Source organism: Novosphingobium panipatense (assembly GCF_900182875.1).
Lineage (GTDB): Bacteria > Pseudomonadota > Alphaproteobacteria > Sphingomonadales > Sphingomonadaceae > Novosphingobium > Novosphingobium panipatense.
In genome coordinates, this window is sequence record NZ_FXUI01000002.1 from 38,371 (window position 1) to 63,827 (window position 25,457).

At 64.3% G+C, this 25,457-nt stretch carries 22 protein-coding genes and 4 tRNA genes; 13 read left to right on the forward strand and 13 right to left on the reverse strand.

Annotated elements, in window-relative coordinates:
• Position 1: 1 nt before the first annotated feature.
• The 4 genes from QOL62_RS03110 to QOL62_RS03125 form a co-directional block, all read right to left on the reverse strand.
• Positions 2-1,066, reverse strand: a complete 1,065-nt coding sequence (locus tag QOL62_RS03110) for an ABC transporter substrate-binding protein (RefSeq protein WP_103728883.1) — start codon at positions 1,064-1,066, stop codon at positions 2-4.
• A 90-nt stretch (positions 1,067-1,156) separates the two neighbouring features.
• Positions 1,157-1,684, reverse strand: a complete 528-nt coding sequence (locus QOL62_RS03115) for a nuclear transport factor 2 family protein (RefSeq protein WP_103728897.1) — start codon at positions 1,682-1,684, stop codon at positions 1,157-1,159.
• A 22-nt stretch (positions 1,685-1,706) separates the two neighbouring features.
• Entirely contained in the window at positions 1,707-2,519 is an 813-nt protein-coding gene (locus QOL62_RS03120) for an SDR family NAD(P)-dependent oxidoreductase (RefSeq protein WP_283405144.1), read from the reverse strand.
• Between the two features lie 90 nt (positions 2,520-2,609).
• The gene (locus tag QOL62_RS03125; protein WP_283405145.1) at positions 2,610-2,999 is read right to left on the reverse strand and encodes a hypothetical protein; all 390 of its coding nucleotides are present in this window, start codon (positions 2,997-2,999) and stop codon (positions 2,610-2,612) included.
• 138 nt (positions 3,000-3,137) lie between these two features.
• On the opposite strand from QOL62_RS03125, the gene efp reads away from it, so the two are divergent.
• From efp to QOL62_RS03170, 9 genes are all read left to right on the forward strand, one after another.
• A complete protein-coding gene (efp, locus tag QOL62_RS03130) occupies positions 3,138-3,701 on the forward strand; it encodes an elongation factor P (protein WP_103095827.1) in 564 nt (187 codons plus the stop codon).
• Positions 3,701-4,105: a hypothetical protein gene (locus tag QOL62_RS03135; RefSeq protein WP_103728886.1), complete on the forward strand. Its 405-nt coding sequence runs from the start codon at positions 3,701-3,703 to the stop codon at positions 4,103-4,105. Before efp ends, QOL62_RS03135 begins: the two co-directional genes overlap by 1 nt.
• A 51-nt stretch (positions 4,106-4,156) precedes the next feature.
• Positions 4,157-4,978, forward strand: a complete 822-nt coding sequence (locus tag QOL62_RS03140) for an inositol monophosphatase family protein (protein ID WP_103728887.1) — start codon at positions 4,157-4,159, stop codon at positions 4,976-4,978.
• 181 nt (positions 4,979-5,159) lie between these two features.
• Positions 5,160-5,243: transfer RNA gene (locus QOL62_RS03145), tRNA-Leu, on the forward strand.
• 516 nt (positions 5,244-5,759) lie between these two features.
• Entirely contained in the window at positions 5,760-7,076 is a 1,317-nt protein-coding gene (locus QOL62_RS03150) for an amidohydrolase (protein ID WP_283405146.1), read from the forward strand.
• Between the two features lie 207 nt (positions 7,077-7,283).
• On the forward strand, positions 7,284-8,669 hold the full coding sequence (locus QOL62_RS03155) for a TIGR03013 family XrtA/PEP-CTERM system glycosyltransferase (protein WP_103728889.1): 1,386 nt from the start codon (positions 7,284-7,286) through the stop codon (positions 8,667-8,669).
• Positions 8,666-10,774 carry an XrtA/PEP-CTERM system histidine kinase PrsK gene (prsK, locus tag QOL62_RS03160; RefSeq protein ID WP_283405147.1) on the forward strand — a complete coding sequence of 703 codons (2,109 nt, stop codon included), beginning with the start codon at positions 8,666-8,668 and terminating at the stop codon, positions 10,772-10,774. Before QOL62_RS03155 ends, prsK begins: the two co-directional genes overlap by 4 nt.
• Complete coding sequence (prsR, locus tag QOL62_RS03165) at positions 10,774-12,141, forward strand: PEP-CTERM-box response regulator transcription factor (protein ID WP_283405148.1); 1,368 nt, start codon at positions 10,774-10,776, stop codon at positions 12,139-12,141. Before prsK ends, prsR begins: the two co-directional genes overlap by 1 nt.
• A 13-nt stretch (positions 12,142-12,154) precedes the next feature.
• A complete protein-coding gene (locus tag QOL62_RS03170) occupies positions 12,155-13,939 on the forward strand; it encodes a tetratricopeptide repeat protein (protein ID WP_283405149.1) in 1,785 nt (594 codons plus the stop codon).
• A 13-nt stretch (positions 13,940-13,952) separates the two neighbouring features.
• On the opposite strand, the gene panB is transcribed toward QOL62_RS03170, so the two are convergent.
• Complete coding sequence (panB, locus tag QOL62_RS03175; protein ID WP_283405150.1) at positions 13,953-14,822, reverse strand: 3-methyl-2-oxobutanoate hydroxymethyltransferase; 870 nt, start codon at positions 14,820-14,822, stop codon at positions 13,953-13,955.
• A 185-nt stretch (positions 14,823-15,007) separates the two neighbouring features.
• Here panB and QOL62_RS03180 point away from each other — a divergent pair, with 185 nt between their 5' ends.
• Entirely contained in the window at positions 15,008-16,573 is a 1,566-nt protein-coding gene (locus tag QOL62_RS03180) for an amino acid permease (RefSeq protein ID WP_283405151.1), read from the forward strand.
• 274 nt (positions 16,574-16,847) lie between these two features.
• On the opposite strand, the gene QOL62_RS03185 is transcribed toward QOL62_RS03180, so the two are convergent.
• The 4 genes from QOL62_RS03185 to recJ all read right to left on the reverse strand — a co-directional run bounded on the left by QOL62_RS03185 (position 16,848) and on the right by recJ (position 19,010).
• Positions 16,848-16,923: transfer RNA gene (locus QOL62_RS03185), tRNA-Glu, on the reverse strand.
• A gap of 22 nt (positions 16,924-16,945) precedes the next feature.
• Positions 16,946-17,021, reverse strand: a tRNA-Glu gene (locus QOL62_RS03190).
• A gap of 36 nt (positions 17,022-17,057) precedes the next feature.
• Positions 17,058-17,133: transfer RNA gene (locus tag QOL62_RS03195), tRNA-Glu, on the reverse strand.
• Between the two features lie 89 nt (positions 17,134-17,222).
• Positions 17,223-19,010 (reverse strand): single-stranded-DNA-specific exonuclease RecJ, encoded by a 1,788-nt coding sequence (gene recJ / locus QOL62_RS03200; RefSeq protein ID WP_283405152.1) that lies wholly within the window; start codon positions 19,008-19,010, stop codon positions 17,223-17,225.
• A 123-nt stretch (positions 19,011-19,133) separates the two neighbouring features.
• Here recJ and QOL62_RS03205 point away from each other — a divergent pair, with 123 nt between their 5' ends.
• A complete protein-coding gene (locus QOL62_RS03205) occupies positions 19,134-19,562 on the forward strand; it encodes a flavodoxin family protein (protein ID WP_283405153.1) in 429 nt (142 codons plus the stop codon).
• Between the two features lie 205 nt (positions 19,563-19,767).
• A complete protein-coding gene (locus tag QOL62_RS03210) occupies positions 19,768-20,355 on the forward strand; it encodes a hypothetical protein (RefSeq protein WP_283405154.1) in 588 nt (195 codons plus the stop codon).
• A 21-nt stretch (positions 20,356-20,376) separates the two neighbouring features.
• Here the strand turns inward: QOL62_RS03210 and QOL62_RS03215 are convergent, their stop codons facing one another.
• A complete protein-coding gene (locus tag QOL62_RS03215; protein ID WP_283405467.1) occupies positions 20,377-21,327 on the reverse strand; it encodes an NAD(P)H-dependent flavin oxidoreductase in 951 nt (316 codons plus the stop codon).
• Between the two features lie 183 nt (positions 21,328-21,510).
• Between QOL62_RS03215 and QOL62_RS03220 the strand changes: the two genes are divergently transcribed.
• The gene (locus QOL62_RS03220) at positions 21,511-22,686 is read left to right on the forward strand and encodes an FAS1-like dehydratase domain-containing protein (RefSeq protein ID WP_103730429.1); all 1,176 of its coding nucleotides are present in this window, start codon (positions 21,511-21,513) and stop codon (positions 22,684-22,686) included.
• 94 nt (positions 22,687-22,780) lie between these two features.
• On the opposite strand, the gene leuA is transcribed toward QOL62_RS03220, so the two are convergent.
• From leuA to QOL62_RS03235, 3 genes are all read right to left on the reverse strand, one after another.
• A complete protein-coding gene (gene leuA / locus QOL62_RS03225; protein WP_283405155.1) occupies positions 22,781-24,448 on the reverse strand; it encodes a 2-isopropylmalate synthase in 1,668 nt (555 codons plus the stop codon).
• A 253-nt stretch (positions 24,449-24,701) separates the two neighbouring features.
• Complete coding sequence (locus tag QOL62_RS03230; protein WP_379502258.1) at positions 24,702-25,016, reverse strand: I78 family peptidase inhibitor; 315 nt, start codon at positions 25,014-25,016, stop codon at positions 24,702-24,704.
• Between the two features lie 179 nt (positions 25,017-25,195).
• The gene (locus QOL62_RS03235) at positions 25,196-25,453 is read right to left on the reverse strand and encodes an ATP synthase F1 subunit epsilon (RefSeq protein WP_283405157.1); all 258 of its coding nucleotides are present in this window, start codon (positions 25,451-25,453) and stop codon (positions 25,196-25,198) included.
• Between the last annotated feature and the right edge of the window lie 4 nt (positions 25,454-25,457).

Below are 25,457 nucleotides of genomic sequence, written 5' to 3' on the forward strand. Positions count from 1 at the left end.
GCTAGGCGACCTCGCGGGTTTCGCCCGACAGCCACTGGCGCACCACGAGGTAGCGCCCGTGCAGCGCACCGCGGTCATGGACGCCGAAGCCGAGAAGGGTACCTTCATGCCCTTCAGCGGCGGGCAACCATTTGACCTGCTCCAGTCCGAGCCTCACGCCCTCCCGCGTGAAGTCGCTGGAGCGGGCGAGCGCTTCGGCTATCAGTCGGCCGATGTCGTGCCCTCGGGCCACGGAAAGGGCCTGACGGGGGGACGCGCGGAGCCGTTCCATCACCTCGCGCAGCGTCAGGTTCGCGTCCGAGTGCATGTCGATGTAGAACCAGCCGTCGCATGCTTCCGCAAAGGTGCCGTGGTAGCCGCGCAGGCCGGCCGTGTTCATGATTCTCGGACCATCCCAGCCCGCTTTCCCGAGTGCGCGCGCCACAGCGGGAGCCGAAAGTCCGAGGCCGAGGTAGACCACGGCCCCCGGCCGGGACGGCAGCAGCGTGGAGATGACGGCCTCGGCATCGTCCGCGAGAGGGGAGATGCCGGCCTCCGCAACGATCTCCATGCCGAGAGCCTTCGCCTCCAGTTCGAGGAACTTGAGGTGGCGTGTACCGATGGGTGAAAGGTCATGGACGACGGCCAGCTGTGTACAGCCCAGCCGGGCAATGTGGCGGGCCATGACGATCGACTCGTCCTCGTGGCTGCCCACCTGGTGGTGGAACATCCAGCGCCCGCGCGCACGCTCAGCGCCAGCCCAGTTGATCGTGGGCACACGCAGTTGCTCCGCAAGGGGCGTGGCGACGAGGGCGTTGTCCCCGATGGCCGGTCCCACGATGAGACTGACGCCACTTTCCGCCAACTGTCTGTACGCCTGTTCGACCGCTTCCGCCGTCCCTGTAGGCAGACCGAGCGCGTAAGCGTGAATAAACTCTACTTCCGCGTTCAGACGGCCGGCGGACTGGACGGCAGCGACCTCGCGTTCGATCCAGCCGGTAATGTCGCCCGGCACGGGAACGTCATCGTCCAGCGCTGAAAGATCAGCCATGTCGTTGAGAATGCCGACCTTCAAACGTGCTGGCATCAATGTCCTCCAAGGGGCGGACGCGCCCCTGTCGGGCCTAGCAATGAGTCAGTCGCCAAAAGGCTGCACGAATGGCCGGAAGAAATGTCCTCAGCTGCGGGCGCCGCGGCGGAAGAGGGGCAGAAGGCACTCGGCATAGCTGGGATCGCGCTCGCCCTGTCCCAGATCGCCGCCACCCGTGAACGGTCGCCTCAGCTTGAGGTCGTATGTCACCACGCGCTTGGAGAACCGCCAGCGACCATCCCCGCACCGTCGGTAGTTGTCGATGTAGCGCACGGCCATGAAATCCTCTTCCCGGCCGCCGTCCCGCGTCGGGATCAGGTGATAGGCCAGGGCGTAGACCTCACCGTTGGCGACATTTCCATCGACCGCGATCAGGTGATTGCACACGTGATGTCCCGAATAGGGCATGTACGGGAACGATCCTTCGATAAAGTGGCAGTAAGCGGGCGCCGGGCCATCAAAGCTGTCACCGTGGGTGTCCGTCGCGTCATCGGTGTAGAGATCGCGCAGGAGCGCGATGTCCTGCCGGTCGATCGCGCGCGAGTAGAGAAGCACCAACTCGCGGATGGCGTCCTTGTCCACCAGCGTTTGCAGCGCCGCCTGATCAATCGTCATGTTCATCCCCTTCCGTCGTCGTCTAGAGCAGGGCGCCGCCGTCCACGGAGTAGACCTGCCCGGTTATGAAACTTGCCCGGGAAGAGGCCAGGAACACGGCCATGGCGGCGATCTCCTCCGGTCGGGCGAACGGGCTGCCCGTGAAGGTGCGGCGCTGCCGGAGGGCGCGTTCGTCTTCGGTGAGGTTCCCCATTCCTCTAGAGAACACGCCGGTTTCCGGATGGAAGCGGCTTCCGGTACTCAGGCTGGCCGCATCGGTCGGGATGGTAGCGTAAGGCGCAACGGCGTTCACGCGGATGCCGTGTGCGCCGACTTCCTTGGCCAGTGCGATCGTGAAGCTGTGCACGGCGCCCTTCGCTGCCGAATAGACCGGGAGCATGTAGTCCCCGACGAGGGCGGCGGTGGAGCCGATGTTGACGATGGCTCCGTGCCTGCCGGCGATCATCCCCGGCAGCACCGCGTGTGTCATGCGCAGGACGGTGCCGAAATTGAGATCCACGTCGGCCATCCACTTCGACGGGTCGGATTCGACGAAAAGACCCTGATCGACGTTGCCGCCGACATTGTTGATCAGAATGGCGACGGGCCCGAACGATTCGGCGGCCCGGAGCACCCGTGCCGGTGAGGCAGGGTCGAGCATGTCGGCGGCGATGAACAGCGTTTCGGGTGCGCCGCGGACCCTGCAGTCTGCCTCCAGCCTGGCTCCGGCCGCTCCGTCGCGACCGACGAGGATGGGGATCGCGCCTTCGCTTGCCAGGTCCAGCGCGATGGCACGCCCGATGTTGGCCGTCGCGCCGGTGACGATCGCCACTTTTTCCCGCAGCTGAAAGTCCATAGGTCCGCTCCCGAATGGTCTACGGGAGCTACCGGGGCGCGGGTCTCGGGGCAAACCGCGCTGGCGATGAAGACTGGGGGAGGAGTGGCGTCAGTGGTGCGAACTGCGCACGCACCGCATCTCGCCGTCCGTTCCGTCTTCCTCGACCTTGCGCAACACGTTCGAGGAGATCCGGTGCAGGCGGAGCCCCCTGAGATTGCCGCCGGTCATGCTGACATGCTCACCGGTCAGGAGATAGCTTCCGCGGACACCGCCGGCCTTGTACGTCGAGGCGTTGGTGACGCGAAATTCGTATTCGGGAAGAGGCTTGCTCACGGGGCCGCCGGCATCGCCCGCAAGTTCGCAGGTGTAGGTGCCGAGCGGGAGCGCGGAAATCGGACCGCCGGGGACCATCGGCGGCGGCTCGCTCGCCGCGCAGCCGGAAATGACGGCGCCGGCGAGAAGAGCCAGCAGGACGGCAGGTTTGGCAGCACGCTTCATGGCATTCAGCTAGCATCGCCTTGAAGCAATTGCCATGCCTCGCTGCCTCGTCTAAGGGCGCATCCTTTCGAAGGTTGCGCAACCAGCACCAGGTTCCGCGATTCCGATGAAGCTCTTTCCCATCCTGAGGCCAACACCATGAAGATCAGCGGCGTCGATATCCGTCCAGGTAATATTCTTGAATACGAAAAGGGCATCTGGAAGGTCGCCAAGACGCAGCACACCCAGCCCGGCAAGGGCGGTGCCTTCATGCAGGTCGAGATGAAGAACCTCATCGATGGCCGCAAGACCAACGTGCGTTTCCGCAGCGCCGACACCGTCGAGCGCGTCCGTCTCGACACCAAGGATTTCCAGTTCCTGTACGCCGAAGGCGACGATCTGGTGTTCATGGACATCGAGACCTACGAGCAGATCACGCTTCCTGCTGACCTGCTGGGTGACGCTGCCGCGTTCCTGCAGGATGGCATGCAGGTGCTTCTCGAAATGTGGGAAGAGCGTCCGATCTCGGTCCAGCTTCCCGAGCAGGTCGAAGCCACTATCGTGGAAGCCGATGCGGTCGTGAAGGGTCAGACCGCCTCGTCCAGCTACAAGCCGGCCGTGCTCGATAACGGCGTGCGCGTGATGGTGCCGCCGCACATTGAAAGCGGCACGCGCATCATCGTGGACGTCTACGAGAAGACTTACGTGAAGAAGGCTGACTGATGAGGGCGCTGGCGCTCTCGCTCGCATGCCTCGGCCTTGTGGCCGGTGCGTCCGGCGCGGCGCCGGCCTTGGCTGCGCCCGCCAAAAAGGCCTCTCCCAAGGCGTCTGCGGCCAAACCTTCGGAGCAAACGCAATCGGCGCATGCCGTGTTGTACCTCAAGGTCCTGATCAACGCCTTGCAGTCAGACGAGGTGAAGGAAGAGGCGAAGGCCAGCCTCGTCGCGTGCCTCTACAGCCACACGCTGCAGGAAATCACGACGGCGGCGGATGAAGTTTTCACCAAGGCAGCCGGGAAGGTGAACCGGGATAAGCCGGCCCAGGTGCTGTTCGTGCTCACGAGCGTCTGCGGCTTCGAGGGCGACCCCCGCAACGCGGCAACCAGCAGCGTGCCCAAGGGTCGCTGACACCATCATCGGGCCAGCTCTGGCTGCGGCCCACAGGAGTGAAGTAAAGTCATGGCCGCCATTTCCGGTCTTATCCGCGTCATCGAAAAGGCCGCACGCAAGGCCGGCAACCGGCTGCGTCGCGACTTCGGCGAAATCGAGCACCTGCAGGTCAGCCGCAAGGGCCCGGCGGACTTCGTCTCGAAGGCCGACCAGGCTTCGGAGCGCACCATCTGGGACGAACTGCGGGCTGCGCGGCCGGACTGGGGATTCCTGTTCGAGGAAGCCGGTGAAATCGAAGGCGACCCGACGCTGCCGCGCTTCATCGTCGATCCGCTCGACGGCACGACGAACTTCCTGCACGGCATTCCGCACTTCGCGATCTCGATCGCCGTGCAGGAGCCGCGTCTGGACGGGAAGGGCTGGGGTGAAGTCACTGCCGGCCTCATCTACAACCCGGTCACGGACGAGAGCTACTGGGCTGAAAAGGCACGCGGGGCGTGGCTGCAGGATCGCCGCCTGCGCGTATCCTCGCGCCGCCATCTCGACGAAAGCTTGATCGCTACCGGCATTCCTTTCGCCGGACACGGAGACGCCGGGCAGTGGACCAAGATCTACCATGCGCTGGCACCGCAGGTTGCGGGCATTCGCCGCTTCGGGTCGGCGGCGCTTGATCTCGCCTGGGTCGCTTCGGGCCGCTACGAAGGGTTCTGGGAAGCCGACCTCAAGCCGTGGGACACGGCGGCAGGGTGCCTTCTGGTCCGGGAAGCCGGCGGCTTCGTGTCGGACTGGAAGGGTCGCTCCTCGCCAATTTGCGACACCGAGGTCCTGGCAGGCAACGATGTGCTGCACTCGCGGCTGCACAAGATCGTCGCCGGAGCGCTGAAGGCCTGATCGGCCGTCGCTGCAAATCCGGAACGGTTCAGCAGGAGGGGCGGGGAAACCTGCCCCTTTCGCTTTGGTGGCGAAGAGCGGGGTGAGAGAGCCCTGACCCTCTTTCTTCATGTAAATGTCGTCCTACGCATGAACACACTTGAACGAGAGCGCAGCGCCGTCTAAGCGTCCGCCTCTTCGTGCCCCTGTGGCGGAATGGTAGACGCGAACGACTCAAAATCGTTTGCCGCAAGGCGTGCCCGTTCGAGTCGGGCCAGGGGCACCATCTTTCCGCGTTCTGTCCTAGGCCGTGTCATTGGGGCTCGATCCGCTGTGACATCGGCGGTCCGGGGACCAGAGCGCCGATGTCATCAACGTCAAAGACCGAGGCGGGACCAGAAGTCGTCCGCCGTTTGGATGCGGGCGCCATCCTCGTTGTGTTCACGCGTTGCGGCCCGCCATGACGGATGCGGCAGCCGGCCGTCGGAGCGGCGGCTGGCCCGGAGCACCTGTGATCTGATGGGTGGTGTCGAGATTGGCATTCGTATCTCCGAAGGAGGCACGAAGGTGGCGTGGTCGCCTTACTTCGAGCGCTTTAGCGGTTGGTGACGCGGAGCAAGCTGACAAGCATCAAATGCCGCGGAAGACCGAGCGAACCTCAACCTTCGAAGATGACTGTACTTCCATGGCAGGCGTTGTCCATTTGCCGTTTCTATGGGTCTTATCAGAAAAACTTCACCGGATCGGATCCATACCTTCAAAGCCGATTGCGCGGCGGCGGCGCCTCGCTTAGCCTTGATGGATGCGCGCCATTCTCCTTGCTTCCGCCTTCGTCCTGACGAGCCTTCCGCTGACCGCTCACGCCGAAACCGTTGCCGATACCGTCTCCCGGGATATGCCGGGACTGCTGGAGATCTACCGCGATCTTCACAGCAATCCGGAACTGAGTTTTCAGGAAGTCCGCAGTGCCAGGATCATGGCGGACGCTGCCCGGAAGGTCGGCTTCACCGTCACGGAAAAGGTCGGGAAGACGGGCGTAGTGGCCGTGCTGAAGAACGGCGCGGGGCCGACCGTGCTGATCCGGGCGGACATGGACGGCCTTCCCGTGGTCGAGCAGACGGGCCTGCCCTTCGCTTCGACCAAGCGTGGCACTTCCACCGCAGGCGTGGAAAGCGGTATCATGCACGCCTGCGGTCACGACACGCACATGACCGCGTGGATCGAAACCGCGCGGCTCATGGCGGCCCGCAAGGACGAGTGGTCCGGTACGCTGGTGATGATCGGCCAGCCGGCAGAGGAGATCGGCCTCGGTGCATTGGAGATGCTCAAGGACGGGCTCTACACGCGCTTCCCCAAGCCTGATTACACTCTGGCGTTCCATGATACGCCCGAACTGCCCGCCGGGACGGTCGGGGCAGCGAAGGGTTGGGCGCTCGCCAACGTCGACAGCGTGGATTTCCTGGTACGGGGGGTGGGCGGCCACGGGGCCTATCCGCAGACCACCCGCGATCCCATCGTGCTGGCAGCGTCCATCGTTACCAAACTGCAGACGCTGGTCAGCCGGGAGAACAACCCGCTGGACCCGGTGGTCGTGACCGTCGGATCGTTCCACGCGGGAACCAAGCACAACATCATCTCCGACGAGGCGAAGCTGGAACTGACTGTGCGCAGCTACTCGGACGAGACGCGGACGCGTCTTCTCGACGGCATCGCGCGCGTGGCAAAGGGGGAGGCGATTGCCTCGGGCATGCCGGACGACCGGATGCCGCAAGTCACGGTGAAGGAACCCCATACCCGGGCCACATGGAATTCGCCTGAGTTCGCCGAAGAAGCCGTGGCCGACCTCAAGTCAAAGATGGGAGCCGACAAGGTGGTCATCACGCCCTCGGTGATGGGCGGCGAGGACTTCGGGGAATTCCGCCGTGCCGACGAAGGCAGGATCAAGTCGGTCATTTTCTGGGTCGGGGGAACGGATCCGCAGAAGCTGGCTGCGGCCAAGGCAAACGGTACGGCCATGCCTTCGCTACACAGTCCCTTCTGGGCTCCACAGGCAGACAAGGTGATCGCGTCCGGCGCCAAAGCCCTGACTCTCACCGCGTTGCGCCTGATGCCGCGGTAGGCCTGCTCTTCGCCCGCTGCGGATGGACGCTTTCCCGTGGGGCAGGCTCTCGTCCCGTTTGTTACCGATCCGCCATGCTGCGCGCTCCTCGGGCCGCAGCGCTTCGAAGACGTGCTCTGGTGGATCGTGGTAACCGACATTTTACGCCTTTAACCTAATGGCTTCGGCAGAGCCGCCCTTTGGGGCGCGAAGGATGCACAAGCGACGATGATTCGGCTGTTCAAACACTACATACCCCATGCTGTGGTGTTGCTCTGGCTGGTCGATATCCTGCTGCTCGTGGCTGCCAACGAAACGTCCTGGCGGCTGCGCGCGGGCCAGATCGGGATGGAGCTTGCTCCGGCTGCAGACCGGCTGCTTCCTCATTTCGCCTTCGCTGCCGTCATTTCCATGTCGATGGTCGCAGTCGGCGTCTATGGCGCCGAAGCGCTGCGTTCCATGCGGTTTGCGGCAGCGCGTCTTCTGGTCGCCATCTCGCTGGGCGTCATCGCCCTTTCCTTCGCGGACTTCCTCCTCAGCGGCCATACCTTCTGGCGCTCGACGCTGGCCTATTCGATGGCGCTGGCTGTCGTCCTGATGATCGGGAACCGCCTGATCCTGGGCATGTTCCTGGGAACAAGCGCCTTTCGCCGGCGCGTGCTGGTGCTCGGCGCAGGGGAGCGCGCAGCGCGCTTGCGGCTGCTGGGTGAACGGCCTGAAAGCGGCTTCGCGATCGTCGGTTACATCGCGATGAGCGACGGCGTGCCGGTGATCGAGGAAGCGATCCCGCGCGGCGCCATCAGCAATCTCACACGCTACGTGGAGAATCTGGGCGTAAGCGAGGTGGTCCTCGCGCTGGAGGAGCGGCGAAATGCCCTGCCGCTGAAGGACCTGCTGAGGGTGAAGACCACCGGCGTTCACGTCAATGAATTCTCCAGCTTCCTGGAACGCGAGACCGGCCGCGTGGACCTGGATACGGTCAATCCCAGCTGGCTGATCTTTTCGGACGGCTTCTCGTCAGGCCGGGCCATCTCCGGGGCGGCCAAGCGGCTGTTCGACATCACCGTCAGCCTCATCCTGTTGGTCGTCAGCGCACCCGTGATCCTGCTGTTCGCGCTGCTGGTGAAGATCGACAGCCGGGGGCCGGCCTTCTACCGCCAGCCCCGCGTCGGGCGGTTCGGTGAACCGTTCGATGTTATCAAGCTGCGGTCCATGCGAGTCGATGCCGAGGCTGCGGGCGCGCAGTGGGCGTCCAAGGACGATCCGCGCGTCACTCGCATGGGCCGCTTCATTCGCAAGGTGCGGATAGACGAGCTGCCTCAGGCCTGGACTGTCCTTAAAGGCGAGATGAGCTTCGTAGGCCCTCGGCCCGAGCGTCCGGAGTTCGTGGCCGACCTGGAGCAGCAGCTCCGCTATTACGCCGAAAGGCACATGGTGAAGCCCGGCATCACCGGCTGGGCGCAGATCAACTATCCCTACGGCGCGTCCATAGAAGATTCGCGGCACAAGCTCGAATACGACCTCTATTATGCCAAGAACTATACGCTTTTTCTGGATTTTCTCATCATTCTTCAGACCCTGCGCGTAATCCTCTGGAGCGAGGGCGCGCGGTGACGAGTGGCTCGTCCCCCTTCACCACCCTTGGCGTGGGGCTGGACCTCACCGGCGCGATAGCGCTGGTGAGTGCGGCCTTCTGGTTGCTGCCGCGCCGGAACCGGTATGGGGCTGCCGGTCTGTCGATCATCTTCGCTCTTCTCATGACGGGCCTGTGCCGGCTGACCGAGGCGGCTTCATTAGCGTCAGCATCGCCGGTGGCAGACCTGCTGCCGTCGCTGGCGGAAAGTGGCCGCAACCTGGCGTGGCTTCTGGTCGTCTATCGTTTCTTCGCCAGCGACGGGCGGCACGCCAGCCTTTCGCCGATACGCTCCGTCATCTTTTCCCTTGCCTTCGTCGAGATGCTGCACCTCGTCGTCGACTATGGCTTCTCGCGGCTGGTACTCGCGGGAGAGGTAGTCGCCACCGGGTTCGAAGTGGGCGTGATGTTGCGCCTGCTGATCACCGTAGGAGGCTTGGTTCTCGCTCATAACCTCTACGCGGGAGCACCCCGCGAATCCCGCTCCTCGCTACGCTGGCCGGCGGTGGGTCTGGCCGTCCTCTGGGCGTTCGACCTCAATCTGTACACCATCGCTTATCTTGCCGGGACCTGGCCCGGCGAACTGGCGGCGCTGCGGGGCCTGACCACGACGGCGCTGGCCGCGTGCATCGTCCTTGGCGCGGTCGGAGATCGGGTGGACTTCAGGCTGCGGCCATCAAGGGCGGTCACCTTCCAGACGTTTTCGCTTCTGGTGATCGGCGTCTACCTCATCGCCATGGTCGCAGTGGCCCAGTGGCTCTCCTATGCAGGCGGTGACTTCGCGCGGCTTGTCGAACTGGTGTTCCTCACCATGGGGAGTGCCGGCGCACTTGTCATCCTGCCGTCGCGCCGCGTCCGTGGCTGGCTGAAGGTGATGCTGGCGAAGCACTTCTTCCAGCACCGGTACGACTATCGGGAAGAGTGGCTGCGCTTCACCCGCACGATCGGATCGGACCAGTCCATTCCCCTGGGGGAGCGGGCGGTGCGTTCTATGGCTGATATTTTTGATTGCTCCTCCGGCCTGCTGCTGGCGCCGGGAGACGGGGGCGAGATGACTCTCGCGGGGCGGTGGAACTGGCCGCAAATCGACGTACCGGGCGTTGCGATGCCTCTTTCCGCCGTCTCCTATTTCGAACGGACTGGGTACATCGCGGACCTTGACGATATCCGGGCCGGTCGCGTGACCGGGTGCGAGGTTCCGTCGTGGCTCCTGGAGGATGCCCGCGCCTGGGCCCTGATCCCGCTCGTGCATTTCGACCGGCTCGTGGGCATGGTGGTGCTCACCCGCCCACAGGTGGCGCGGGGGTTCGACTGGGAAGACCTGGACCTTTTGCGGGTGATTGGCCAGCAGGTGGCCAGCTATCTGTCCGAGAATGCCAGCCAGCTTGCGCTCGCCGAGTCTGCACGCTTCGAGGACTTCCACCGGCGCATCGCCTTTGTCATGCATGACATCAAGAACCTCGCCAGTCAGTTCAGTCTTCTTGCCCGAAACGCAGAGCTTCACGCTGAAAAGCCGGCATTTCGTGCCGACATGCTGATCACTCTGCGCAACGCGTCGGATAAGCTGAACGCTTTGCTGGCGCGGCTTTCGCGGTACGGGTCGGGTGCCATCGACAGGATCGAGCCGGTGAATGCGGCCGAGGTCCTGGCGCACGCCATGGAGCGGTTCGCGGGCAACCCGCAAGTGGTCGCGGGCACGTCCAGCCAGGTGTCGATCCTGGCGAGCCGTCACCCGCTGGAGCAAGTGCTGGTGCACCTGATCCAGAACGCCGTCGAGGCCAGCGAGGCGGGAATGCCGGTAATCGTTTCACTCACCGCCGATGGAGCGGACGCGTACTTCGAGGTGCTCGACAGCGGCAGCGGGATGAGCGCCGACTTCGTTCGCAACCGCCTGTTCAAGCCTTTCGTCTCGACCAAGTCCGGCGGGTTCGGCATCGGCGCCTTCGAGGCGCGCGAACTGGTCAAGGCCATGCGGGGGCGGCTTGAGGTTGAATCGCGCGAAGGTCTGGGTTCCCGCTTCACCGTGCGCCTGCCGCTTGCCACGCCATCCCGAGATTACCTGTACAACGCCGAAAAGGTGGCCTGATGACTGATCCTCTGCCCAAATTGCTCGTCGTCGAGGACGACGCCGGGCTCCAGGCGCAGCTCAAATGGGCATATGAAGACTTCGAGGTATTCGTTGCCGGCGATCGACTCAGCGCCATTGCGCTGCTGCGGTCGGAAATGCCGGATGTCGTCACTCTCGATCTTGGCCTGCCCCCCGATCCCGATGGAACGACCGAAGGCTTTGCAATTCTCGATGAGATCATGGCGCTGAAGCCCGATACCAAAGTCATCGTCGCCTCTGGCCATGGAGCGCGGGAAAGCGCGCTGCAGGCAATCGCCCGCGGTGCCTACGATTTCTACCAGAAGCCGATCGAGATCGAGACGCTTGGCCACATCGTCCGGCGCGCGCTTCAGCTGCACCGGCTGGAAGAGGAAAACCGGCGGCTCGCCAGCAGGGTGGTGAAGGACGAGCGTGTTCTGGGCGGCATCATAACGGCCGCGCCGGAAATGGTGAAGGTGGCCCGCACGATCGAGCGGGTGGCCAATACCAATGTTTCCGTCATGCTGCTCGGCGCGAGCGGCACCGGAAAGGAGCTTCTGGCACGCGGACTTCATGAGGCAAGTGCACGCTCGAAGCGCGGGTTCGTGGCGATCAATTGCGCCGCGATCCCGGAGAACCTGCTGGAAAGCGAGCTGTTCGGACATGAGAAGGGCGCCTTTACCGGGGCGGTGAAGACGACGCCGGGGAAGATAGAACAGGCGGCTGGGGGAACGCTCTTCCTGGACGAAGTAGGCGACATCCCGCTGCATCTGCAGGTCAAGCTTTTGCGCTTCCTTCAGGAGCGGGTCATCGAACGTGTCGGCAGTCGGGAATCTATCCCTGTAGACACCCGCGTCGTCTGCGCGACGCACCAGAACCTGGACGCCATGATTGCCGAGGGTCGTTTCCGGGAGGACCTGTATTATCGTCTGGCCGAGATCGTCGTGCGCATACCCAGCCTTGCCGAACGTCCCGGTGATGCCATCCTCCTCGCCAAGGCTTTCCTGACGCGGTACGCCAAGGAGATGAACACGCGCGTGCGGGGCCTTTCGGCTGATGCGCTTGCCGCGATCGACGCCTGGCACTGGCCGGGCAACGTGCGCGAGTTGGAAAACCGCGTGAAGCGGGCTGTCATCATGGCCGATGAGAAACTCGTTTCCACCGCGGATCTGGATCTGAACCATCCCGGAGAAGAGGCCGCGACGGCGCTTAACCTCAAGATGGCGCGCGAACAGGCTGACCGCCGCGTCATTCGCCATGCCCTGGCGCGCAGCGAGGGCAACATCTCCAACACGGCCAAGCTGCTCGGCATCAGCCGGCCGACGCTGTACGACCTGCTCAAGCAGTACGATCTGCAGCCGGCCTGAAGGTCATCGGGGGGTGGCAAAACGGAAGTGGCGCTGGGCGGCGCTGATTGTGCCGCCTCTGCTGATGCTCGTCATGGGCAGCGCCCTTGCGCTTCGCCTTACGCGCGGAGAGGCGCATCCCGAGACCTCACTGATCGAGCAGGCGCGCCGGTCTCTGCTGAGGGGCGACGGGATCGACGCGGAAGTCAAGCTGCGCGCCGCTCTTCTGCAAGGCGCTGCACGGGCGGAAATCGCTCCGTTCATGGGCCAGGCCTATCTTGCGCAGGGGGATCGCAGCCGCGCGCGCCAGTGGCTTCAGACAGGTGCCTTCGCACCGTCGACTGCGGGAGAGGGGTGGCGCGCACTGGGCTTTCTCGAGAGAATCGACGGGAACCTTGAGGCCTCCGCCCGGGCCTACGACAAGGCGCTGACCATCCGCCCGGACGACGCGAGTCTGTGGGTTGAACTCGGCCGTCTGCGCTATGTCGCGGGGGATCACGGCAGGGCGATCGCCGCTGCGGAACGGGCTATAACGCTGCAACCCGACGATGTTCGCGGGCTGGAGTTCCAGGGGCAACTGGTGCGCGACCGCTCCGGTCTGACGGCAGCGCTTCCGTGGTTTGAACGCGCCATCGCGGCTGCGCCGTCCGATGTATCCGCGCTCCTCGAATACGCGGCGACGCTGGGCGAGTTGGGGCGGGCGAGCGAATGCCTTCAAATAACGCGCCGCGCGCTGGAACTCGGTTCGGGCAACCCGCGCGCCTACTATCTGCAGGCGCTGATCGCCGCGCGGGCAGGGCGCTATCCGCTCGCCCGGGCGTTGCTGATCCGCACCGGCGGCAGGTTGGACGACCGGCCCGGTGTGCAACTCCTGAAAGGTAGCCTTGAACTCGCGTCCGGAAATCCGGGTGCCGCCGAGGAGGCTCTAGAAGCCGTTTTGCGGGCGAGACCGGATCATCGGGCGGCCAAGGAGATGCTCCTGCGTGCCATCGCCATGAGCGGGCGTCACCGCTACGCCACGATGCGCTTTGCCGACGAGATCGCCGGCGGCGGCGCTTCTCCTTACATGATGACAGCTGTTGCCCGCGCCTTCGAGGCTCTCGGCGATCGGAAAGCGGCGGGGGAGTTGCTGGAGCGTGCGGCGCGGCCGCCGGCCTTCAGCCTGCGCGTCCAGGCCTCGGCCGGACGGCTGGGCGGGATGCTGCGCGCAGGGCGGGGGCAGGCGGCACTCGCTCTGGCCGAGGCGGCGCTTCGTCGGGCTCCGGGTTCCTACGATGCCCGGTCCGTGGCGGGCGACGTTCAGCTTGCGCTCGGTCATGGGAAGAAGGCTCAGGCCCGGTATGCGCTGGCCTCGGAAATCCGGATGCCCGACAGCCTGCTGGAACGGCGTCTGGCCGCTTACGCCATGGCCGGCGATCGCAGCGGGGCGGAGGCTTTGCTGCAGGCGTACCTCAGGCAGAATCCCACCAGCCGCGCCGCCATGCGCCTTGCGGCGGAACTGGCCTCCCGGTCGGGAGATCCTGACAGCGCGCGTGCAGCTCTTCTGCGACTGCGTGCCGACGGGCGCGAGCAGGACGTGACTCTCCTGTCGAACCTGGCAGCGGCGGAAACCGCAATGGAGAACCCCGGCGCCGCACGGGAAGCCGCGTGGCGGGCTTATCGGTTGCAACGGTCCAGTCCGGTGGCAGCCGAAGCGCTGGCGATGGCCTATGCCGCTTCGCCTCGCCATGCCGCCATGGTCCGCGCCCTGCGCGCCAAGGCCGGTCTGGTCGGAAACAAGCCAGCGGCGGCCTCACCGCCCGGAGCGCTTCCGCCCTGAACGGAGCTCACGGTTATCTGGGCTGGTAGGTCTGTTCTATGCCCGGGAAGGTGCGATCCCGGACTTCGGCTGCGTAATGTGCCGCCGCCTCCGAAATAAGCGTCGCCATATCGGCATAGCGCTTCACGAAGCGCGGAACGCGCTCGAACATGCCCAGCATGTCTTCCGCGACGAGCACCTGCCCATCGCACTGGGCCGAACCGCCGATGCCGATGCTCGGGCAGGCAATCGCGCGGGTTGCTTCTATTGCAATCGGTTCCACCACACCTTCGATCACGATGGAGAAGGCGCCCGCCTCGTTAAGGGCCACGGCATCGGCTACGATCTTTGCGGCTTCCGCTTCGCTGCGGCCGCGTGCGTTGTAGCCGCCCAGCACGTTCACCGCCTGCGGTGTGAGGCCGATGTGACCCATAACGGGAATGCCCCGTTCGTTGAGGAAGCGGACGGTTTCCGCCATCGTGGCCCCGCCTTCAAGCTTGACGCCGGCACACCCGGTTTCCTTCAGTATCCGCGCGGCGCTCTCGAACGCCTGTTGCGGAGACTGCTCGTAGGATCCGAAGGGCATGTCGACGATGACGGCAGCGTGATAGCTGCCACGCACGACGGCGGCGCCGTGAGCGATCATCATATCGAGAGTGACAGGAACACTAGAAGGAAGGCCATAGATGACCTGACCGAGGCTGTCCCCGACCAGAAGCATGTCGCAATGGGCGTCGAGGAGTTGTGCCTGGCGCGCCGTGTAGGCCGTCAGCATGACGATGGGCTCCTGTGTGACCCCGTCCTTCTTGCGGCGGCGGATCGCCGGGACGGTAAGGCGCTTCATCGGAGCCGGCGTGGGAGTGGCGCGACTGGTGGCGGTGTCGATCTGAAAGGTCGTGGACATGCGCGGCCTTTTAGCGAGAGCAAAGGCCCTCGGCAAACATGCAGCCATGCACCGGTGGAGAATCGGTGGCGGCATCTATCACAATGCTGCAATATCGTTACAAGTCTGGGGAATTTCCGTCCCAGGCCTCTTGCCAAGTGGTACGTTCTCGTTAGCGTCCTGCCATTCGCAATTCGGGGGTCCACATGTTCGGACGCGTAAAGCCGCTCGACGCTATTCTGGCGACAGCGGAAAAGAAATCTCTTCACCGATCACTGGGTCCTGTTCAGCTTACGCTTCTCGGCGTCGGGGCGATCATTGGCACGGGCATTTTCGTGCTCACGGCTGCAGCGGCGCAGAAGGCCGGGCCGGGCATGATGTGGAGCTTCGTCATCGCGGGCTGCGTCTGTGCCGTCGCTGCGCTGTGCTACTCGGAACTGGCGTCGATGGTGCCTGTGTCCGGTTCGGCATACACCTATTCCTACGCTGTCGTCGGCGAATTGCTCGCCTGGATGGTGGGGTGGGCCTTGATCCTGGAATATGCCGTCGCAGCCTCCGCCGTTTCAGTGGGCTGGTCGGGCTATTTCATGGGGCTGCTGAAAAGCCTCACGGGTTTTGAATTGCCTCCAGCTCTGGCGGCCGGACCGACCTGGTCCCTTGGCGGCGTCGATTTCTCCAGCGGCATCATCAATGTGCCTGCCGTCGTGGTCGCCCTTGCAGTGACCTTGCTGCTGATGCGCGGCACGAAGGAGAGCGCCACGTTCAACGCCGTGCTGGTGGCCATCAAGGTCGCGGCGCTTGCCATGTTCGTCATCCTCGCGCTCCCGGTCATGGAGGGCGAGCACTTCGCGCCGTTCGCTCCGAATGGCTGGTTCGGCCCCGAGGGTACGAGCGGTCTCGGCATCGTCGGTGCGGCATCGTCGATCTTCTTCGCCTATGTGGGCTTCGACGCCGTCTCAACGGCAGCGGAAGAAACCAAGAACCCGCAGCGCAACGTCCCGATCGGACTGCTGGGAAGCCTGGCGCTTTGCACCGTGTTCTATCTGCTCGTCGCCGCCGGCGCTATCGGTGCCATCGGTGCGCAGCCCACGGCACTGGGCGTTCAGCCCGGCTCGGCGGAATTCGCGGCGCAGTGTTCCGCGCTCGCCCGCCAGGGGCAGGAGCCGCTGGTCTGCTCGCAGGAAGCGCTGGCGCACGTTCTGCGCGCGATCAACTATACCCGGGCCGGCGATCTCATCGGTCTTGCCGCGAACCTGGCGCTGCCCTCGGTCATCCTGATGATGCTCTACGGCCAGACCCGCATCTTCTTCGTGATGGCTCGCGATGGCCTGCTGCCGGAGAAGCTGGCGTCGATCCACCCCAAGTGGAAGACGCCGCACGTCGTCACGCTGATCACCGGCCTCTTCGTTGCGATTGCAGCGGCCCTTTTGCCGGTCGGCCAACTCGCCGATATCTCGAACTCGGGCACGCTGTTCGCCTTTCTGATGGTCTCCGTGGCCGTCCTGATCCTGCGCGTGCGCGATCCGCACCGCCATCGCCCGTTCCGCACACCGCTGGTCTGGGTTGTCGCACCCATCGCCATCATCGGCTGCGTCATGCTGTTCTTCAACCTTCCGATCGAAGCCATGCTGGTGCTGCCGGTCTGGGGCGCGATCGGGCTCGCGTTCTACTTCGCGTACGGCTTCCGCAAGAGCCATGTTGCACACGGCGTGGTCGAAGTGCACGAGGACGACAGCGACGCTCCGCCGCAGCCGGTGCCGCCGATCTCCTGAAGCGAGCAGGTATCGTCGCACGAGAAAGGGGAGCCTTGGCTCCCCTTTTTTATGCCGCATTGTCCCTCGCTTATCCACAGGGTTGGGCACAGGCATGCACGCCGGATGGCGCCTGCCCGAAGCCACGGCGCGAGAGCCCCGCCGATGCACACAGACTCGCGCCAGGTGCTCGCAACACCGCAGCGAAGGCATTGGGCCTTCACGGGTTTTTCTAGAAAGGAGGTGAGGATGAGCCCTGCGGCTCGGCCGGACGATCCCGGCGACCGAAGCTTGGTGGTGACCCCTACGGGACTCGAACCCGTGTTTCAGCCGTGAAAGGGCCGCGTCCTAGACCGCTAGACGAAGGGGCCTTGTTGTTCCGCCAAGATCTGGTGGTGACCCCTACGGGACTCGAACCCGTGTTTCAGCCGTGAGAGGGCCGCGTCCTAGACCGCTAGACGAAGGGGCCATAAAGGCAATTTAACGCTGCCTCCCGCGCAACCGATGGTGACCCCTACGGGACTCGAACCCGTGTTTCAGCCGTGAAAGGGCCGCGTCCTAGACCGCTAGACGAAGGGGCCAGCCGGGTTGCGCCGGAGGCAGGACCGGCCCTCTAGCGGCCGGTCCCGGGGTGGTCAACCCTGCCGATGCGAATTTGTGGATTTTCTTTTCAATCGCAGAACGCTGCGTCGTCGAGGTGGAGTTCGGCTGCGGGGCGGCTGCCCCAGTCGTCGATCTTTGCGCGGCCCGCCAGCCATAGCTTGCGACCCTGAGAGGCGTGGAGCAGAGCCTGTCCCATGTCCGTTTCCGCAGATCGGAAAGCCATGGCCTTGAAGCGGCCGCCGTCGGGCCCGGACACGATCAGGCGCAGGTGGTCTGCGCCGACCACGTCAGCCTTGACGATCCGCACCGGGCCGACCGCCACACGCGGGCCAGGCCAGCCCATGCCGTAAGGACCGGCGCTTTCGAGTGTCTCGACGAGGGACGGGGTCAGTCCGCCCGGCGACACCGCGAGGTCCAGCAGCATGTGGCGGTTGGCGCTGGCGCGGGTGACGTCGGCGGCAAGGCGATCGTTCAGCCATTCCGACAACGCCTCCAGCTTGCCGGGGGCCACGGTGAGGCCGCAGGCCATGGCATGACCGCCGCCAGCCACGAGGAGGCCTGCCTCACGCGCGGCGATGATGGCGGCGCCCAGATCCACGCCTGCGATCGAGCGCCCCGAACCCTTTCCGTTGCCGGCCTCGTCGGCCTCCTGCGCGATGACCAGAGCGGGCTTTCCCGTCTTCTCCTTGATCCGGCCCGCAACGATGCCGATCACGCCGGGGTGCCATCCGGCTCCCGCCAGCACGAGCACGGAGCGGTTGTGCTGCCGCTCGATCTGCGCTTCGGCCATCTCCTGCACCGCTTGTTCGATGGCCCGCCGCTCGTCGTTGAGACGGGATAGCTGCGCAGCGATCGTCCGGGCCTCTTCCGCGTCGGTGGTGGTGAGGAGGCGCACGCCCAGCGTCGATTCCCCGACACGTCCGCCCGCGTTGATGCGAGGCCCCAGCGCGAATCCGAGGTCGCTGCAGGTGGGCGCGCGTCCGAGGCGACTCGCGTCGATCAGGGCGGACATGCCGATGTTGTCGCGCCGTGCCATGATCTTCAGCCCTTGCGCCACCAGCGCGCGGTTCAGGCCATGCAGGGCGGCAACGTCCGCCACGGTGCCGAGGGCCACGAGATCGAGAAGAGCGAAGAGGTCCGGTTCCCGGCGGCTCTCGAAGTAGCCGTGGCGGCGCAGCGCCCGTACGGTCGCGACAGCGAGGAGAAAGGCAACGCCGACGGCCGCTAGATGCCCGTGGGAGGCGGCGAGAACATCCTCGTCAAGCCGGTTGGGATTGACGAGGGCGGCGGCTCGCGGAAGCTCTGGAGAGCACTTGTGGTGGTCCACCACGATGACGTCTACGCCGGCCTCATGCGCCATCTCCAGCGCTTCGTGCGCCATTGCTCCGCAGTCCACCGTGACGATCAGGCTGGAGCCCTCTGCGGATAGCCGCACGAGCGCCTCACCGCTGGGGCCGTAGCCTTCCAGAAGGCGGTCGGGTATGTAGTAGCCGGCCGTGTGGCCCAGTCCCCTCAGCAGCAGGATCAGCAACGCGGCGCTGGTCGCACCGTCGACGTCGTAGTCGCCATAGATGGTGACGGTCTCATTCGTCATCACCGCCTGCGCCAGCCTCTCGGCGGCAGCGTCCATGTCGCGGAACGCGGAAGGGTCGGGCAGGAACGCTCGAAGCGAAGGGTTGCGATGGCGGTCCAGATCGTCGCGGGCGACGCCGCGCGAGAGGAGGAGTTGCGTGACGATATCATCTTCGAGGCCAGACGGACCTTCGCTCAGGTCCATATTGCCGCCGCGCCAGTGCCAGGCCTTGCCTGTCAGCGAACGGTCGATCCCGAAAACACAAGCGGATCGTGATTCCATGCCGGCAGCGTTACCGTACGGTCCTTCCCACGGGAAGTGCCGTCGGTATGATCAGCCGGCGGGAGGGGAGACGATTCTGTGTTCGTCATAATCTGGCATAGCCGCACAGGAGCTGCCCGCGCGATGGCGTCGGCTATTTGCGCCGGCGCAGAAGGTCGCGGCCGGCTGCTGGCTGCCGAGGAGGCGCAGCCTGCGGATCTGTTCTCCGCCTCCGGCTACGTCTTTGTCTGCCCCGAAAACCTCGGCTCTATGACGGGCATGATGAAGGACCTATTCGATCGCTGCTATTATCCGCTGCTTGGCCGGGTCGAAGGGCGCCCCTATGCTACGGCGATAGCGGCGGGTTCGGACGGACGCGGCGCGCAGGCGCAGATCGATCGCATCGTCACGGGCTGGCGGCTGCGGAGAGTGGCAGACCCGCTCATCGTGAACCTTGGCGTGCAATCTCCTGAGGCCATACTTGCCGAAAAACGGGTACCGTCCGAAGCTCTGGACCAGTGCCACCAACTTGGCGCGGCGATCGCAGAGGGATTGGCCCTGGGCATATTCTGAGAGGATGACGGACGTGGGGAATGATGTGTCAGCACTGTCGGAGCCAGCGGACGGGCAGATGATGACCGGTAGTCCGGACGCATTCACCTTGCTGTTCAGGCGTGGCGAGAGGCCGGATGCGGCGGCGATGGTCCGATGCCTCGCACGCGCTCGGAAGGCGGGGTTTCGGGTACGCGCCAGTGAAGAAGCGGAGTTGTCGGGAGGCATGCTTGAAGTCACGGCTGCCGGTTTGACGTTCGACCTTGGTGGACTGGCTCCAGGAGCGGCTCTACCCGCTTTCCAGCCGCTGCAATGGCTCGGCTTCGAAGGCTCACCGGACCGCTCATTGATCGAGCGGGTGGAAGTGCGGGCGGGAAATCACATCCGCGCCGGGGCTTCCCTGCACCCCGTGATGAAAGTGATGACCAGCCTTGTGGCTGCTCTCGCACTTGATCTTCCAGTTCGCGCTGTCGGATGGGGACCATCGGGCATCCTGATGGAGCCGGGATATTTCTGCCGCATGGTGCTTGGCTGGCTTGGCGGTGGCCTGTTCCCGGCGCGCGGCCTCGTCGCACTCGTGCCGGCGCCGGACGGCGGACTGACCAGTCGTGGCCTGTCCGCCTTCATCGGGCAGGAGATTCAGATGGAAGGCGCCTCCGCCGACATCGTGCAGGTCGCGGAACTTGTGATCGATGATCTGGTGAAGCGTGGCGGCATGAACGCACCGGGCTCGCTCAGCGTCGGTGCGCGTAAATTCCTTGTCGAGCCCTCCCGCTTCGGAAAGCGCCTGCATATCTGGGGCCAGGACGACTGATGCCGCCCTTTCACCGTGGGATCACGCTATAGGAGCGCGGGCTTGCAGTTCGGCTTTCGCAGCCTCGTACTGAGCCTCCAGAGTGGCCACCCGGTCCGCAACAGGCTCGACCCGGTGAATGGCCCCGATGCCCTGTCCCGCGCCCCAGATGTCCTTCCAGGCCTTGGCTGCGCTGCTGCCGCCGGAGCCGAAATCCATCTGGCTCTTGTCGCCTTGAGGAAGATTGTACGGGTCCATCCCGGCCGCCACGATAGAGGCACGAAGATAGTTGCCGTGAACGCCTGTGAAGAGGTTGGAATAGATGATGTCCGAGGCGTGACCGTCGACGATCGCCTGCTTGTAGCCTTCAGCGGCGTTGGCCTCCGTCGTGGCGATCCACGGCGTTCCGATATAGGCGAAATCCGCGCCCATCGCCTGGGCTGCCAATATCGACCGGCCATTCGCGATGGAGCCCGAGAGAGCGAGCGGACCGTCGAACCACTCCCGGATTTCCTGCACCAGCGCGAAAGGCGACTGCGGACCGGCGTGGCCGCCCGCGCCGGCGGCAACGGCAATCAGGCCGTCGGCGCCCTTTTCTACGGCCTTGCGGGCAAAGGTGTTGTCGATCACATCATGCAGGACGATTCCGCCCCAGCCGTGGACAGCGGCGTTCACCTCCACGTTCGCGCCCAGCGACGTGATGACAAGAGAAACCTTCCACTTTTCAAGGATCGCGAGATCCTCCTGAAGGCGTGAATTGGTTTTGTGAACGATGAGGTTTACGGCGAACGGCACGCCGCTCCCGGCGGTCTCCTCATGGATGCGGTGAAGCCATTCGTCCAGCTGGCTGGCGGGGCGCGCGTTCAGCGCGGGGAAACTGCCGACGATCCCGCTGCGAACCTGCGCGATGACCAGCTCCGGATTAGACACGATGAACATCGGCGCCGCGATCACCGGAAGGCGCAGCGACTGGAACAGCGCGGGCAGGGGCATCATGTCTCCGTTTAATCGAACGCTTAAGCGTTTCGCATAAGCCGCCTCGCGAAAACTGTCGAGGGAGGATGGGCATACCGCCCCCGCGTTTCCCGCTTGGCGAAGCAGCCAACAGGGATGACGTTTCCTCTCTGCACTAATAGACACCATTGTCGATTAAGTGCTGTGGGAGAAGTTATCGTCATGACAGAGGTTGCGGAGCAAACGTTCGATTGCTCGGATATCGATCAGTATCTGGGCAAAGTCATTGATTCCTCACCCTTGCGGGAACCGTTGGGAAACAATGACATACGGCGCTGGGTTCAGGCGATGCATTACCCAAATCTCGCTCACTTCGACCCCGCGTACGCCGCCAACAGCCGCTGGGGTCGCCTCGTCGCACCGCAAAGCTTTCCGATCGTGATGGACGATGGGCACGGGACGGCGCCTTCATGCGTGGGCAAGATCGAGAACTCGCACCTGCTCTTCGGTGGAGACGAGTTCTGGCACTACGGCCCTCGCATCTTCGGCGGAGATGTCGTCACCAACGAGCGGGTGCCGTTCGATTACGTCGTCAAGAACACCGGCTTTGGACCGACGTGCTTCCAGCGTGGCGACAACTTCTACCGCAACCAGAACGGCGAGTTGATCGCAAAGCAGCGTTCCACGGCCATTCGTTACCGGGCTTCGGCAGGTGGCGACACGGTCAACTCGGCCGAATTCGAGGAGCCGGAATGGACGGACGCAGAACTGGAGCAGCTGGAGGAACGCAAGTTCGCATGGATTCAGATGCTGCATGACCTGGGTCATGACGAGCGCTGGTGGGATGACGTCAACGTGGGCGACCAGCTGCCGGAGCGTGTTTTCGGCCCGCACACGGTGGCCAGCTTCACGACGGAATGGCGCTCGTTCCTGTTTACCACCTGGGGGACGCTCGACCGCCGTGAACTGAACCTGGAAGCGCTCGGCTTCACCAAAGAAATGGCGGGCCACGAGAACGATCCGCACATGGAACGGATCAATCCGGAGCTGACCGATGGCGCTTACTTTGGCCCTTCACGCGGTCATCTGTTCCCGAAATACGCCCGCAAGATCGGGATGCCGCGCGCCTACGGCTACGGCGCATCGATGGGTGCATGGGTGACGGACTATCTCGCAGGCTGGGCCGGTGAGTGGGGAATGGTCGTTCATTCCACCGCCAACTACCGCGGGCCGGCGCTTTCGGGCGACATCACGATCCAGACGGCTGAGGTCGTCGACAAGATGGTGGACGAGGAGGGCCGTCATCTCGTGCAGGTCAAGCACCTGATGGAGAACCAGAAGGGCGTGAAGATGTGTGTTGGCGTCGCGGAGATCGAACTGCCCAAAAAGAAGGGCTGATCTGCACCAAGTCGGCGCGTCCGGCCGCCGCGCAACGAAAAAGGGTCCGATCTGTCGATCGGGCCCTTTTCTATTTCCCGGCAGCGGGCGTCGGTCAGGCGGCGTTCGCCGCGCTCAGTACGGCACGAACGCCTGCGGTAGCCACATCCTCATCGATGCCCACGCCCCAGACGGTGCGGCCATCGGCGAGGACACATTCCACATAGGCGGCAGCGCGCGCATCGCTGCTCTGCCCCATCGAATGCTCGGCATAGTCGCGCACTTCGAGCTGGACGCCAAAGCTGTCCGCCAATGTGGCGGTAACGGACGAGATCAGGCCGTTGCCACGGCCGGAAACGGATCGTTCCTCACCATCGACGCCGATCTTGCCTGCGAAGATGCGCGTGTTGTCCGCACCCTTCGCTTCGTCCCAATCGATCAGCTGGAAGCGCTGCCCGTCTTCGAGGCGGTAGGCCTTGCGGAACACATCCCAGATGTCGGTCGCCTGCAGTTCGCGGCCCAGTTCGTCAGCCAGTTCCTGCACATGCTTGGAGAAGTGCGCCTGCATCCGCTTGGGCAGTTTAAGTCCCTGATCCTGCTCGATCACCCAGGCGAAGCCGCCCTTGCCGGACTGGGAATTGACACGAATGACCGCTTCGTAGCTGCGGCCGAGGTCCGCCGGGTCGATCGGCAGATACGGCACGGACCAGATCTGGTCGTTCCGCTTCTCCTGAGCCGCGAAGCCCTTCTTGATGGCGTCCTGGTGCGACCCGGAAAACGCGGTGAACACCAGTTCGCCGCCATAGGGATGACGCTCGGCGACCTTGAGCTGGTTGCAGTACTCGACGGTCTGGATCACCTCGTCGATGTCCGAGAAATCGAGGCCGGGTGCGACCCCCTGCGTGTACATGTTCATCGCCACCGTCACGAGACAGCAGTTGCCGGTGCGCTCGCCGTTGCCGAACAGGCAACCTTCCACGCGGTCGGCACCCGCCATCAGGCCCAGCTCGGCCGCCGCAACGCCGGTGCCCCGGTCGTTGTGTGTGTGCAGCGAAATCACCGCCGCATCGCGGTTGGGCAGGTTACGGCAGAAATACTCGATCTGGTCGGCGTAGATGTTCGGCGTTGCGGCTTCCACCGTAGCCGGCAGGTTGAGGATAATGGGGTTCTCAGGCGTAGGCTTGAGGATCTCCATCACCGCTTCGCAGCACTCGATCGAGAAATCGAGTTCTGCCGTCGAGAAGGTTTCGGGCGAGTACTCGAAGTGCCATTTCGTCTGCGGGTGGCGAGCCGCCTGATCGCGCAGGACCTTGGCGCCCGCTTCAGCGATGGCGCGGATTTCATGGCGTTCCATTCCGAACACCACGTTGCGCCACAGCGGCGAAACAGCGTTGTACAGGTGAACGATGGCACTGTGTGCGCCGGCGAGGCTTTCGAATGACCGCTCGATCAGATCCTGGCGCGACTGGGTGAGCACTTGAACCAGCACGTCATCCGGAATGCGATCGTGATCGACCAGACCACGGATGAAATCGAACTCGGTCGCACCCGCGCTGGGGAATCCGACCTCGATCTCCTTCAGTCCGACTTTCACCAGAAGATCGAAAAACCGGTTCTTCTTCTCCGCGCCCATCGGATCGATGAGAGCCTGATTTCCATCGCGCAGGTCCGTCGACAGCCACCGCGGCGCCTTGGTGATGACCTGCGACGGCCACTGCCGGTTCGGCAGATCGATCTGCGGGAAAGGGCGATACTTGACCGAGGGGTCTTTCAGCATGGTCATGGGTAATCTCGCTCGGATATCTGGTCTGCAGCTATGGTCGGGTCAGGGTCCCTTGAGCGCCGAGCGCGCCGCAGGCCGACGCGTCACCTCACGCCCAAGGGCGGGTAAGTCGCAGGGTAAGGCCGAGACGAAGGGTCATGGAGTGCCTATGCGCACGTGTGGCACCGATGTAAAGAGGCAAAGCGCCAGGGGCGAAAACCGTCACCTGGAGCCTCGTAGAAATCAGCGCCGATCGGCACAGCCGCAAGGACGATCAGGAGCAGTAGAAACGCTTGATCGTTTCGCTCTCGTCGACTTCGATATTCAGGCGATCGCCCCGGAAATCCATGGTGACGGCCATCCCCGGCTTTATGACGCGCAAAGGAGCGTTGCTGCGCGATGCCTGAACGGTGGCGATTAACTCGGGCGTGGCCTTGCTTCCCACATAGTTGGCAAAACGGCCGGCGCCGCAGTCCGCCTCAGACCCGGCTGCTGGCGGCAGAGTTGCGGGCGGGCTATCCGCCTGCGTCGAGCATGCCGCAAGCGAGGCGACAAGAAAAACCGAGGGGCCGATCGACTTCAAAACCATCTGTAATCTCCTTCCCTGACGCTAACGCTTGAAAGCTGAACAGGAACTAACGCTCGGCCTGATTTTGCCATCGCTCCCTCGGAGCGATCCCGGCCGATGGAAACCTTCGCCAATGCACATACAAAAGAGGCGCCGCCGACAGATGCCGGCGACGCCTCTTGTTTCTTTGCGTCTTACGATCAGCCTTCGACGTGCTCGGCAAGCACGGTGAGGCCCGCATCGCCGACTTCCGCGAAGCCGCCGGTGATGCGGATTTCCTCAGGCGCGCCGTTCTCGGTCCGGTAGACCTTCAGCGCACCGTCGGCGATCGTCGACATGAAGGGCGCGTGGCCCGCCAGTACGCCGAACTCGCCTTCCGTGCCGGGGACGACCACCATGTGGACGTCCTCGGAGCGGACCAGCTTTGCAGGCGTGACGAGTTCGAAGTGCAGGGCCATCTAA

Coding starts and splice junctions, on each gene's coding strand:
- QOL62_RS03150 (WP_283405146.1), top strand. CDS start 5,760: ATGCGCGCCATTCTCCTTGCTTCCGCCTTCGTCCTGACGAGCCTTCCG.
- QOL62_RS03120 (WP_283405144.1), bottom strand. CDS start 2,519: ATGGACTTTCAGCTGCGGGAAAAAGTGGCGATCGTCACCGGCGCGACG.
- leuA (WP_283405155.1), bottom strand. CDS start 24,448: ATGACCATGCTGAAAGACCCCTCGGTCAAGTATCGCCCTTTCCCGCAG.
- QOL62_RS03180 (WP_283405151.1), top strand. CDS start 15,008: ATGTTCGGACGCGTAAAGCCGCTCGACGCTATTCTGGCGACAGCGGAA.
- QOL62_RS03220 (WP_103730429.1), top strand. CDS start 21,511: ATGACAGAGGTTGCGGAGCAAACGTTCGATTGCTCGGATATCGATCAG.
- prsR (WP_283405148.1), top strand. CDS start 10,774: ATGACTGATCCTCTGCCCAAATTGCTCGTCGTCGAGGACGACGCCGGG.
- QOL62_RS03110 (WP_103728883.1), bottom strand. CDS start 1,066: ATGCCAGCACGTTTGAAGGTCGGCATTCTCAACGACATGGCTGATCTT.
- QOL62_RS03215 (WP_283405467.1), bottom strand. CDS start 21,327: ATGCCCCTGCCCGCGCTGTTCCAGTCGCTGCGCCTTCCGGTGATCGCG.
- QOL62_RS03140 (WP_103728887.1), top strand. CDS start 4,157: ATGGCCGCCATTTCCGGTCTTATCCGCGTCATCGAAAAGGCCGCACGC.
- QOL62_RS03135 (WP_103728886.1), top strand. CDS start 3,701: ATGAGGGCGCTGGCGCTCTCGCTCGCATGCCTCGGCCTTGTGGCCGGT.
- QOL62_RS03230 (WP_379502258.1), bottom strand. CDS start 25,016: ATGGTTTTGAAGTCGATCGGCCCCTCGGTTTTTCTTGTCGCCTCGCTT.
- panB (WP_283405150.1), bottom strand. CDS start 14,822: ATGTCCACGACCTTTCAGATCGACACCGCCACCAGTCGCGCCACTCCC.
- recJ (WP_283405152.1), bottom strand. CDS start 19,010: ATGGAATCACGATCCGCTTGTGTTTTCGGGATCGACCGTTCGCTGACA.
- QOL62_RS03235 (WP_283405157.1), bottom strand. CDS start 25,453: ATGGCCCTGCACTTCGAACTCGTCACGCCTGCAAAGCTGGTCCGCTCC.
- QOL62_RS03205 (WP_283405153.1), top strand. CDS start 19,134: ATGGCGTCGGCTATTTGCGCCGGCGCAGAAGGTCGCGGCCGGCTGCTG.
- efp (WP_103095827.1), top strand. CDS start 3,138: ATGAAGATCAGCGGCGTCGATATCCGTCCAGGTAATATTCTTGAATAC.
- QOL62_RS03115 (WP_103728897.1), bottom strand. CDS start 1,684: ATGACGATTGATCAGGCGGCGCTGCAAACGCTGGTGGACAAGGACGCC.
- QOL62_RS03210 (WP_283405154.1), top strand. CDS start 19,768: ATGCTTGAAGTCACGGCTGCCGGTTTGACGTTCGACCTTGGTGGACTG.
- QOL62_RS03155 (WP_103728889.1), top strand. CDS start 7,284: ATGATTCGGCTGTTCAAACACTACATACCCCATGCTGTGGTGTTGCTC.
- QOL62_RS03125 (WP_283405145.1), bottom strand. CDS start 2,999: ATGAAGCGTGCTGCCAAACCTGCCGTCCTGCTGGCTCTTCTCGCCGGC.